Genomic DNA, 11,402 nt, shown 5'->3' on the forward strand with positions numbered 1-11,402 from the left:
GCAGATGAGAAAATGTCAAAATATTATGTGGAATAATTAAATGGTCAGGACACTAGTTTTGCATTTGATGAATAATTTAACAAATTTTATGAAAATCAATGCAATTGATAACGATTTTTTCCTTAACCGATGACCAACGGAATATAAAGCAAGTTTTGTAAAAAATATTATTGATGGAACTGTCTCCAATATCGAAAACAAGAAACAGTGACAGAAAAAAAGTAAAATTCAGTAAAAGTGCCTCCATCCTGAGAAGCACCCCAATCAAAAAATCAAAAAAAAAAGCCGCCTTTAAAAGCAGCTTTAGTTTTTCTTAATGGTGCCCATGTCCACAGGCTGAACACTCAATCTGTTCTCTCTTAAATTTGATGTAAGCCTTATCAATCGACTCCAGACATTTCATGCAGAGATTAACTTCTTTTTTTACGGTCCCTTTTGAAAAATCCGGAACCTGAAGTTCCACAGGGTGAGCCCTGCCTTTATGTCCGCAAAGGGCGCATTTGTTGTTCCTGCAGGACACTTCGTCTTTGTTGACGCCCAGATAGGTTTTCTGGGCAGAATCGAGGCAGGTCTCACAGAGGCCTTTCCAGACACCTTCAGGGTAGGCGAATTTAAAGAGAGGAGGGTAAGTCCTGACCGGAATTAAGGTCGGGAGCCCTTTTCCGCAAAGATCACAATCTGTCATTTCTCATACCTCCTTACATCAGCACCATTGCTGCTTTCATAGCCAGCTCCACGAAGGGTTCAGGCCAGAGACCCATTACCAGCACACCTGCAACTGCAAGCAAAAGGGCTGCTGTATATGGGAACGGGATACTGACCTTTTCCTTTTTACCTTCGGGAGGCATGAAGTACATGTATTTCACAAGCCGTGCGTAGTAGAACAGCGAAAGGGCGCTGTTCAGGATGGCGATCACTGCAAGCCATGTCATGCCCGCCTGAATGGTTGAAGAGAAGAGCACGAACTTTGCCATGAAGCCTGCAGTTGGTGGGATTCCTGCAAGGGCAAAGACGAAAACCGTCATACAGAGAGCTGCCAGGGGCATCCTCTTACCAAGGCCCCTGAAGCTGTCCAGGTGGTCAGGGACATCAAGGTTTCCTGTCTTTTCCGAACTTATCATCCAGACAACGGCTCCAGCTGCGATAAATGCTCCTGCTTTCATAAATGCGTGGGCAAGGGTATACATGATTCCGCCTGCAAGAGCGACAGGTGTCATTACAGCAAAAGCCATTGCAATGTATCCTGCCTGTGCGAGGGAAGAGTAGGCGAGCATGCGTTTTACACTGGTCTGGGCAACTGCGACCACATTTCCGAAGGTCATGGTCACCACTGCCAGGAGTGTAAATATGAACTGCCAGTCAGGCTGAAGGGCTCCAAGAGCCAGGATGAATACCCTGAAGGCTGCCACAAATCCCATCTTTTTTGATCCGGCTGCGAGCAGGGCGGAAACAACTGAAGGCGATCCCTGATATGTATCCGGAGCCCACATATGGAAGGGAACAAGAGCCATCTTGAAGCCGAAACCTGCAGTAAGCAGCACTATTGCTACGATGCCTATGGGGTTGTCTATAAGGAGTCCCGGGTTTTTAGCAATCAGGGGAATGCTTGTTGTGCCGGTTGCCCCGTAGACAAAGGAAAGCCCGAAGAGCATAAGGGCTGCGGAAACCGAGCCTATTATGAAGTATTTCATGGCTCCTTCAAGGGACTTTGCATTCTGTTTCTCAAAGCCTGCAAGGGCAAAGGTTGCAAGACTTGCCAGCTCAAAGGCACAGAAGAGCAGTATCAGGTCGTTTGCGGAAGCTACGATCATCATCCCGAAGGTTGCAAAGAGCACGAGAGCATAGAACTCCTCGGTGTGGTCGCTGTTTTCGGTATATTTGATAGAGGCAATTGAAACGAGCAGGGAAACTGCCAGGAAGACCAGCTTGAAAAACTGGGAGAGGGCGTCGATGCTCAGGGTTTCCGAGAAAATCGCATACCCAACCTGGAAACCTTCCATTGTCAGAAGCCCGAAGCTTTTAATCGTCAGGACGATAGCTGCAAGGGTTCCCAGGGTTGCCAGGTAGCCCAGTATATTTTTGGATTGGGGGGAGAGGAAAACTCCAGCCAGAAGTACGACAAGGCCGGTTGCAACCATGACAAGTTCAGGTGCGAGGTACATTATTTCCTGCATCTCTCACACCCCCAGACCAGCCGCAAGGCTGACTATTGCTTCAGAATTTTTAATCATCATATCAAGCACCGGACTCGGGTTCAGGCCGAAGTAGAGCACAAGAAGTGCAATTGCAGCCATTGAAAAGACCTGTATGGAATTGATATCTTTGACATCCCCGAGCTTCTCATTGTACACTCCGAACATTGCCCTCTGCATTGACCAGAGGTGGTAACCTGCAGTAATCACTATTGCCAGAAGGGCGATAACCACAAAGCCAGGCAGGTTCACGAAGCTGAAGGTAAGCACCAGGAACTCGGCAATAAAGCCTGTCAGACCCGGAAGGCCGAGGGATGCCATAAAGCCTACCATCATAGCAACAGTAAGCATAGGCATTTTCTTTGCAAGCCCTCCAAGATCGTTAATGATCCTTGTGCCTGTGGTTGCCTGTATTGCTCCTGCTGACATGAACATAATGCTCATGATAAGCCCGTGGGAAAACTGCTGGAACATGGCGCCTGAAACCGAAAGGGTGACAAGACCGGCAGAGCCCAGGATCACGTAGCCCATGTGGCTCAGACTGGAGTATGCGATCATGCGCTTGAGGTCTTTCTGCCGCAGAGCAAGAAGAGCCCCGTAGAGAATGCTGATTGAACCAAGCAGGCCCAGTATCATGATCATCAGGTCAGGATTTCCTGTGTTCGGGAGCATTGGGAGCGAGATTCTGAAAAGCCCGTATCCTCCGATTTTAAGCAGGATAAAAAGTACACTGCCTGCTGTGGGAGCCTCGGAATATGCATCCGGGAGCCAGGAGTGGAAGGGGAAGGTCGGCAGTTTTGCCAGGAACCCGAAGAGGATTGCAAGGAATATTCCGTCTTTCATCAGGCCCGGTTCGAAGAACTGGAACTGTGCGATCAGCTCCCTTATGTCAAATGTAGCAACGCCGGTCTGGTTCAGGGCTGCGTAGAAGAGCCCGAAAATCCCGAGCAGCATCACAAGGGATGCAACGTGTGTGTAGATAAAGAACTTGTAGGAAGCATGAGCCCTCTTTTCTCCTCCCCAGATGTTTACTATGAAGAAGAGCGGGACAAGGGTAAGCTCCCAGAAGATGTAGAAGACAACGAAGTCAAGGGCTACGAAGACTCCTATGACTGCTGCCTGCATGGTAAGGATGAGTCCATAGAACCTGTTAGGGGATTCCATGTCTTCCTTCCAGGTGAAGAGGATCATAAACGGGATTACAATAGCATTCAGGAGAATAAGGGGCAGAGAAATGCCGTCTATTCCGACCGAATAATTGATCCCGAGGAAGGGAATCCACTTCATGGATTCATAGAACTGCATTGCAGCAGTGCTGCTGTCAAAGTTCAGGTAGGCATAAAGGGCAAGCCCCAGAGTCGCAAGAGACCCGAGAAGACCAAACCCTGCAGCCAGTTGTTTTGTTTTTGTGAAAAAGGTCACGACTGCGAAAATCAGCGGCACCAGAATCAACAACGATGCGACCGGCAGCATCAGAGTACCTCCATTATCAGTTTAACAAGTATTATCAGCAGGCTCACACCCGCGACCAATACGGTTGCATAGGTCTGGACAACACCGGTCTGGATCTTCCGGAGTTCTTCGCCTGCAAAAACCGTGATAATTCCGATTCCTTCAACAATACTGTCAATGATCACATCAACTACCTGCGTGAGGAAAGCAATAACTCCGTAGACAATGCCGAGTGAGAAAAACTCGGTGTAAATCTGGTGCTGGTAGTAGCGGTTGTAGAGTAGCCTGTAAATCGGGTTCTTCATGGAAGCCAGAGCTCCGAGTTTAACCGCTCTCAGATAATAGATCACGAAAGCAATTGCAAGACCTGCAAGGGCGACTATTAACGGAAGCCACAGGACGATAAGAGGTTCGTGCCCTGCTGCCTCTGCAATTTTATTTCCGCCGATGCCTGCAAGGTTTCCTATATCCAGGTTCACAAAGCTGTTGGCAAAGGTTTCTTCAAGGAATTTCATGAAGCCGGGTCTTGTCAGTGAGCCGAAACCAAGGGCAAAAAGTGCCAGAATGGACAGTGGAATTGTCATAATGGCAGGGGATTCATGCCCGTGGTAGTTGCTTCTCGGCTTTCCTGTGAAGGTCATGAAGATGAGCCTGAAGATGTAAATGGATGTGAGAAGTGCTGCTGCAATTGAGAATGCATAGGGGATCCAGTTGCTGCTGTGTTCTCCAAAAAGATATGCAGCTTCAATGATGGGGTCCTTTGACATGAAACCGCTTGTCCCTATTGAGGTTCCGGGAATACCAATTCCCGCAAGGGCAAGGGCTGCAATGGTCATTGTGGCAGCAGTTATTGGCATTACCTTTCCAACGCCTCCGAGCTCCCTCATATCCTGGGTACCGACTGCGTGGATTACACTGCCTGCACAGAGGAAGAGAAGTGCTTTGAAGAAAGCGTGGTTGATGAGGTGGAACATGGAAATTCCTACTGCTTCAAGCCCTACTGCAGTACCCAGTCCAAGACCCAGCATCATGTATCCTAGCTGGCTGATGGTTGAATAAGCAAGCACGCGCTTCAGGTCGTTCATTACAATGCCCATTGTGCCTGCAAAGAGTGCAGTGAATCCTCCGAAGTAGGCGACTACCATGAGGGAATCGGGGGCTGCAATGAACATCGGAAAAGTCCTTGCGACCAGGTAAACACCGGCAGTAACCATTGTTGCTGCATGGATGAGGGCTGAGACGGTTGTCGGGCCTTCCATTGCATCGGGCAGCCACACGTGTAGGGGGAACTGACCGGACTTTCCTACGGCTCCACCGAAGAAGAGCAGAGTAATAATAGTAAGGTGGCTTATTTCGAAGCCCAGGATGTTTATTTGAAGAGCTGAAAGCTCGGGGATATAGCTGAAGATTTCATCGAAACGCAGAAGGTATACTCCGTCCTGGAACCCGCCTGCAACCTTAAGTAAATCGGAAGTGAGCACTATTATTCCTGTAAGGAACATTACGTCTCCGACCCTGGTTGTCAGGAAAGCCTTTTTGGCTGCTGCTGCTGCTGAAGGTCTGTCAAACCAGAAGCCTATGAGCAGGTAGGAACACAGACCGACAAGTTCCCAGGAAACAAAGAGCTGAAGAATGTTATCGGAAAGGATCAGGGAAAGCATTGCAGCCGTGAAGAGTGCGGTTTCTGCAAAGTACCTTGGTTTTCCAGCTTCATGGGACATGTAGCTGACTGCGTAGATGTGGATTAACAGGCTCACAAAGGAGACCATTGACAGCATGACTGCGGCAAGCGGGTCGATTAATACTCCTATGTTGAGCACTGCAAACCAGGAATAGGACTGGCTTATGACCTCTTCAGGGTTTGCCAGCAGCCCGAGGGTAATCATAAAAGAGATTACAAAGGAGGCGGCGATGGCGAGGATGGGAACGATTGCCCCTCCTGATGGCATTTTCTTGCCAAAGAAGAAGGTGATCGCAAAAGCCAGTGCCGGAAGCAGAGGGATTAAAAATGCAAATTCTTCCAGAGCCGTTTTTACCACCTCAGAACATTGAGCTCATCAAGATTGATTTTGTCGTGCATTCTGTAGATCGCCATGAAGATTGCAAACCCTATTGCAGCTTCAGCAGCGGCAAGAGCAATTGAGAACATGGCAAAGACCTGACCGTGCAGGGTGTCAGTATAGCTTGAAAAAGCCACAAGGTTAATGTTTGCGGAGTTCAGCATGAGCTCTATACACATGATCATCCTGATACCGCTTTTATGCGTCATGACACCGTAAAGCCCTATGGAAAAGAGCAGGGCTGCAAGACCAAGGTAAAATGTTAATGGAATCGCGGTCATTTGTTGCCCTCTCCTTTTGCCATATAGATTGCACCGATAAGGGATGCGAGCAGGACAATTGACAGAACCTCGAAAGGTGCGACAAACTGAGTGAAGATGAGCATGCCTATGCCTTCTATATTGCTCTGGTCAGCCGGGTTCTCAGGGAGTTCGGGAACTGTATTCCAGGAAGTTCCGAAAGCTCCTGTCACTATAACCGCTACAAAGAGCAGGCACACCAGAAAAGCCAGAGGACGGTTAATTTGCACGGGGTCCACCTCCAATTTCGCGCTTTGTCAGCATGACTGCAAAGAGAATCAGTACTCCGATTGCTCCTATGTAGACCAGCACCTGGATAATTCCGAGGAACTGGGCATTTAAGAGAATATAAATCCCTGCAACTCCGAACATGCACATGATCAGGGCAAGTCCGGCTCTTACAACATCTTTTGCAATGACAACAAAGATTGCAAAAAAGACCGTAACAAGCGCAAGGAGCCCGAAGACAGCCGTTTCCAGGGCTGCTCCAAGTATTCCGAGATCGATCATCTCTCATCACCTTCCTGAATATCCACTTCCCTGGCGAGTTTGCATGGGGTCATAAGCAGGTCTTTATGAGTCCATTTCACCACGCCTTTGGAATATTCTTTCCCGCTGGAAAGGGCGCCTTTGGGGCACTGGTCAATGCACAGCCCGCAGAAGAGGCAGTGACCTATGTCTATTTGAGGGAACCATCTCTTCTTATCGCTGCCGCGGAAAATCGGGGCTTTTACGATCTTTATCGCGCTGTTAGGGCAGGTATTGGCACAGATCCCACAGCCTATGCATTTGCTTTTGTCGAGGATCTGGAGCCCTCTGAACCTGTCGGAAAGCGGGGTTTCCACTTCCGGGCACAGCCTGGTTACGCGTTTTTTTGGGATGTTTTTTAGTGCATATTTGATATTTTTGAGAACCATACTCTTAAGCCCCCAGATAGAGTCCAAGGCCAACGGCCCAGACAAGGTTCAGTAAGGATAAGGGCAGAAGTTTCTTCCAGCTCATATCAACTACCTGGTCGATCCTGAACCTCGGGACAGCCCATCTCATTCCTATGATAGTCATCAGCACAAGCACGGTTTTAAGGAGCAAAACCCCTGTAGGGGCAATAAGTCCGAGCACCGCGTTGTTTGCAACAAATGCAGGCACATTCCAGCCGCCAAGGAAAAGGAGTGCTACGAGGAATGCTCCAAGGATCATGTGCATATACTCGGCAAAGAAAACAAGCCCGAAACGCATTCCGGTGTATTCTGTGACCCAGCCTGCGACCAGTTCTTCTTCAGACTCATTCTGGTCAAAAGGAAGCCTTCCAAGGTCTGCCATAAGTGCAATAAAGAAAACAACGAACCCGATGGGCTGCAGGAAGATATTCCAGACAAAAGTCCCCTGGGCACTGGTGATATCTATGATATTGAGTGAGCCTGTCATTACGGCAACACTGACAACAGCGATCCCGAGAGGCACTTCATACCCTATCATGCGGGCAAAGTTTCTGAAAGCTCCAAGAAGGGAATACTTGTTGTTTGAACCGTATGCAGCCATGAATATTCCGAAAATATTGATAGCGGACACCGCTTCTATGAAGAGAACGCTTATATCCATCTCGGTTACAGCCAGAGGATATTCTACTCCGTTGATGAAGACTGCTCCCACAGGAATTGCGACAAGCATCAGAAAAAGAGAGGTCAGCATGAAAACAGGAGCATTGTCATAAAGAAAACGGTCGGCATTTCTCGGTCTGACATCTTCTTTTGTGAAGAGTTTGATGGCATCTGCTACCAGCTGCAAGAGCCCGAACTTTCCTACCCTTGAAGGCCCATACCTTAACTGGATGTCGGCTGAGAGCTTTCTTTCAATCCAGACCGCAGCCATTCCTCCCATGAAGATGGCTCCTACGAGGACGAGACCCACAGTACCGCGGATCCAGGGAATAAGGGGAATTATGAATTCAGGAATGTTGACCGCCATAAAAGTCACCTGTCCACTTCACTGGTGCAGCCGTCCATACTGCCCGCAATAGATACCATGTCTGCAACCGTTGTGCCTATGATGAGTGGCGGCAGAGCCTGAAGCGTCGGGTAATAGGGCCCTTTGACTTTTACCCTGTATGGCTTGTCCGAGCCGTCGGAAACCATATACATTCCCATTTCTCCTCTCGGGTCCTCGACCCTGTGGAATACCTCACCTGCAGGAACTCTCATTACCGGAGTCCTTCTGCCGTAGGGAGTTCCTTCCGGGAAGATGGGTCCGTTCGGAATCATGTCAAGGCACTGTTCTATGATGTGAATGCTTTCCCGCATTTCGTTAAGCCTTACCTGAACCCTTGCAAAACAGTCTCCTGCAGTTTCAGTGCAGACCTTAAAGTCCAGGTCTTTGTAAACAAGATAAGGTTCGACTTTTCTTATGTCATAAGGAACGCCCGTTGCCCGCAGGACTGGACCGGAAACTCCGAGGCTCTTTGCATCATCTGCGCTCAGTACACCTATTCCGATAGTCCTTTCCCTGTAAATTGTGTCGGAGTTAAACATTTCCTCATAATCGTTAATTGCTTTCTTGAGGTTGTTCAGGATAGGGATGGCTTTTTCTTTAAATCCGTCAGGCAGGTCGGCGCGTACTCCTCCGAACCTCAGGTAGCTGTGGGTAATCCTTGCTCCTGTGACCATGTCAATCAGGGTGAGGATATCTTCCCTTTCCTTGATGGTGTACATGAACATGGAGACAAAGCCGATGAACTCCCCGTATTCACCCAGACCGAGCAGGTGGCTCTGGAGCCTTGAGAGTTCCTCTACAATGACTCTTATATACTGAGCCCTCTCCGGGGGTTCGAGGTCCAGAAGCTTTTCAACGCAGCCCACATAGCATTCTTCGTTTGTCAGGGCTACGAGGTAGCAGATCCTGTCAACTATTGTGATGCCCTGAAGGTAGGTCCTGTTCTCCAGGATTTTTTCAATGCCTTTGTGGATATAACCCATTTCCACTTCAGCATCCATGATTGTTTCCCCTTTCAGCTTCAGGTTTAACCTGAAGGGTCCGGGCTGCATGGGATGCTGGGGGCCCAGGTGTATGATCATTTCATTTGGTTCAAGCATTTCTTCCATTTTTCACCCCTCACACAAGGTTTCTTGCTGTCCTGTTCGGAAAACCCTCGTAGTCTTTCCGGAGAGGCCACTCACCAATCATATCTTCGGGGAGCACAAGTGCCTTCAGGTTCGGATGATTTCTAAAGAATATCCCGAAGAGTTCGTAGGTCTCTCTTTCGTACCAGTTTGCATTCCAGTATACCGGCACAACGGATTCTATTTCCGGAGAGTCCCTGGGCAGTCTTGCTTTCAGCATCAGAACTACAGGATGTTCAAATGAAGCTATATGATAAACAGCTTCGAGCTCGTTCCTCTGAGGATAATCAACTCCGCATACAGAGCAGAGGTGGTCGAACTGAAGGGAGTCCTTAAGGTACTGGCAGACCTCTTTTGCTTTTTCTCTGTCCACATATGCCCGGATACGGACCTGAGAGTCGATCCCTGCTTCGGAAACTGCCTCCGGAAATTTCCCGGTTAATGATTCTATAATTGTTCTGGCATCCATTATATTTCCCTCAAATAAGCCTGAAATCATCTCAGTATTCTGTTCCCCGGTCTTTTTTGGCTTTTATTTTCTCCTGAAGCTCCACAAATCCCTGGATAAGGGCTTCGGGCCTGGGAGGGCATCCTGGAATGTAGACGTCGACAGGGAAGATTTCATCAATGTTCTGGACAGTGCTGTAGGACTCATAAAATGGCCCGCCGCTGATTGAACAGTCTCCCATGGCGATAACCCATTTGGGGGCAGGCATCTGGTCCCAGAGCCTCTTTAAGGCTGGCAGGTATTTTTTTGTCACATACCCGCTGATGATCATGACATCCGCATGCCTTGGAGAGTTCCTCGGAATGATCCCGAAACGGTCCGTATCGTAATGTGCACAGCCGGTTGCAATCATTTCCACACCGCAGCAGCCCATGGGCTGGGTCATGAACCAGAGAGAGTTTTTTCTTCCCCAGTTGATCAGGTCCTGAGCTTTTGTTTTCTTGAGGAAATTGTGGATTGCACTCGTAGTTGTTGTGATGACTCCGGGAATTTCTTCGTCCGGGCATTCCATTGAGTTATTCGTTTTTGTCTCCTTCACTTTACCCATGTAAGGGCCCCCTTCTTCCAGAGATACACGTATCCGAAGAGCAGTATGAAGATAAATGCAAACATCTCAACCACTGCAATTGAGGTAATTCCATGCCCCTTATAGACTGTAGCCCAAGGGTAAAGGAAAAGCACCTCAATATCAAAAAGGACAAAAGCAATCGCATAGAGATAATACTCAACATTGAATTGAATCCTTGCAGTCCCGGTAGGGACGGAACCTGATTCGTATGTCGTGTATTTGCTGGCTGCTTTGCTCCTCGGACTCAGTTGCTTTACCATTAACATTGTCATGGGAGGCATAATCAGTCCCACGGCAAGAAATATGGCAACCGGTATATAGCTATCAATTATTCCAGACATTGTATCACCTATCAAAGTGCAGCAATCTGAAATTGCAGCGTCGCATGATCTTGACTTCCTGTTTTTTAGATGGAGGGACAAAAAACTGTAATCCGGAATTTCTGGTTAATACCACCAGATCCGAACACAGGTCCTGCAGAGAATGTCTGTACCCAGGTGCCTTTTTTCTGATTAATAGGGCTCTTGAATATGGACATCCCGCCTCCTGAGCCTCGAAAAATTTACTTTTCGCTGCCCAGAATTTTATGATAAATTGCCGAAAGTTAGGGGAACCCATCCTTCCGGTGGCTTGGATTTAATTAGCGTGAAAGTGATATAATTAATAATTAAGATTACAGGTAGCTAGCTAGTTCTGCAAATGAATAAGGGGTTATTTATAGTTATTCGCTAGATAATTAATATTATATAAATATTCAGTCGAAATAATTAAAACTCTGTTTTTAAAATATGTATATGTTTAAAAAAATTAGGGGAAAAGCCATATTCAGGTCACGAAATTATATATACACCATAAATATGTTATTGTTCTTTAATAGCCGCAATATCGGGATATTAACTTCCTGAAAGCACAAATTTTCTCCGTGAACGGCAAGGTATTATATATTTCAACAAATTATTCTGATCTTTATAAAATCCCTTTGAATATAATATGTATAATAATGATAAATATGAAGCGCAGAGTCTTCCTCAGGCAAGTTTTGGAATGAAAATAATAAGGAACTTAGAATGCTGAAAATTTTCCACGTTATTTCAGAAATGCGGCAATTCGTTTCATTGAAAAAACTTGCTCTCTGAAGGAATCCTCAGGAACAAGTCGCTATCTGGAGGAACCCTCAGTAATATATGTACACCCGTAATGATGCTTTCTC

Annotated in this window: 13 protein-coding genes; all 13 read right to left on the minus strand. The window is 47.4% G+C overall.

Features of this window, described 5'->3' with window-relative positions:
• Positions 1 to 313 precede the first annotated feature (313 nt).
• Genes PLL47_RS12530 through fpoA form a run of 13 tightly spaced genes read right to left on the minus strand, consistent with a single transcriptional unit; the run spans position 314 to position 10,548 of the window.
• Positions 314 to 685 carry a F420H2 dehydrogenase subunit FpoO gene (locus PLL47_RS12530; RefSeq protein ID WP_324446576.1) on the minus strand — a complete coding sequence of 124 codons (372 nt, stop codon included), beginning with the start codon at positions 683 to 685 and terminating at the stop codon, positions 314 to 316.
• Positions 686 to 698: 13 nt separating this feature from the next.
• Positions 699 to 2,174, minus strand: a complete 1,476-nt coding sequence (gene fpoN / locus PLL47_RS12535) for a F(420)H(2) dehydrogenase subunit N (RefSeq protein ID WP_324446578.1) — start codon at positions 2,172 to 2,174, stop codon at positions 699 to 701.
• Positions 2,175 to 2,177: 3 nt separating this feature from the next.
• Entirely contained in the window at positions 2,178 to 3,665 is a 1,488-nt protein-coding gene (gene fpoM, locus PLL47_RS12540) for a F(420)H(2) dehydrogenase subunit M (RefSeq protein ID WP_324446580.1), read from the minus strand.
• Positions 3,665 to 5,683: a F420H2 dehydrogenase subunit FpoL gene (fpoL, locus tag PLL47_RS12545; protein ID WP_324446582.1), complete on the minus strand. Its 2,019-nt coding sequence runs from the start codon at positions 5,681 to 5,683 to the stop codon at positions 3,665 to 3,667. Before fpoL ends, fpoM begins: the two co-directional genes overlap by 1 nt.
• Positions 5,677 to 5,985, minus strand: a complete 309-nt coding sequence (gene fpoK / locus PLL47_RS12550; protein WP_324446583.1) for a F420H2 dehydrogenase subunit FpoK — start codon at positions 5,983 to 5,985, stop codon at positions 5,677 to 5,679. Before fpoK ends, fpoL begins: the two co-directional genes overlap by 7 nt.
• On the minus strand, positions 5,982 to 6,233 hold the full coding sequence (gene fpoJ, locus PLL47_RS12555) for a F420H2 dehydrogenase subunit FpoJ (RefSeq protein WP_324446585.1): 252 nt from the start codon (positions 6,231 to 6,233) through the stop codon (positions 5,982 to 5,984). Before fpoJ ends, fpoK begins: the two co-directional genes overlap by 4 nt.
• On the minus strand, positions 6,223 to 6,513 hold the full coding sequence (locus PLL47_RS12560) for an NADH-quinone oxidoreductase subunit J (protein WP_324446587.1): 291 nt from the start codon (positions 6,511 to 6,513) through the stop codon (positions 6,223 to 6,225). The genes fpoJ and PLL47_RS12560 overlap by 11 nt, the downstream gene beginning before the upstream one ends.
• Positions 6,510 to 6,920, minus strand: a complete 411-nt coding sequence (gene fpoI, locus PLL47_RS12565) for a F420H2 dehydrogenase subunit FpoI (protein ID WP_324446589.1) — start codon at positions 6,918 to 6,920, stop codon at positions 6,510 to 6,512. The genes PLL47_RS12560 and fpoI overlap by 4 nt, the downstream gene beginning before the upstream one ends.
• Positions 6,921 to 6,924: 4 nt before the next feature.
• Positions 6,925 to 7,968, minus strand: a complete 1,044-nt coding sequence (fpoH, locus tag PLL47_RS12570; RefSeq protein ID WP_324446591.1) for a F420H2 dehydrogenase subunit FpoH — start codon at positions 7,966 to 7,968, stop codon at positions 6,925 to 6,927.
• Between the two features lie 5 nt (positions 7,969 to 7,973).
• The gene (gene fpoD, locus PLL47_RS12575; protein WP_324446593.1) at positions 7,974 to 9,098 is read right to left on the minus strand and encodes a F420H2 dehydrogenase subunit FpoD; all 1,125 of its coding nucleotides are present in this window, start codon (positions 9,096 to 9,098) and stop codon (positions 7,974 to 7,976) included.
• A 10-nt stretch (positions 9,099 to 9,108) separates the two neighbouring features.
• Entirely contained in the window at positions 9,109 to 9,585 is a 477-nt protein-coding gene (gene fpoC, locus PLL47_RS12580) for a F420H2 dehydrogenase subunit FpoC (RefSeq protein WP_324446595.1), read from the minus strand.
• A 31-nt stretch (positions 9,586 to 9,616) separates the two neighbouring features.
• Positions 9,617 to 10,171 carry a F(420)H(2) dehydrogenase subunit B gene (gene fpoB / locus PLL47_RS12585; RefSeq protein WP_324446597.1) on the minus strand — a complete coding sequence of 185 codons (555 nt, stop codon included), beginning with the start codon at positions 10,169 to 10,171 and terminating at the stop codon, positions 9,617 to 9,619.
• Positions 10,159 to 10,548, minus strand: coding sequence for a F420H2 dehydrogenase subunit FpoA (gene fpoA / locus PLL47_RS12590; protein WP_324446611.1), 390 nt, complete (start codon positions 10,546 to 10,548; stop codon positions 10,159 to 10,161). Before fpoA ends, fpoB begins: the two co-directional genes overlap by 13 nt.
• Between the last annotated feature and the right edge of the window lie 854 nt (positions 10,549 to 11,402).

The sequence above is a fragment of the Methanosarcina sp. genome (genome assembly GCF_035390745.1).
Classification (GTDB): Archaea; Halobacteriota; Methanosarcinia; order Methanosarcinales; family Methanosarcinaceae; genus Methanosarcina.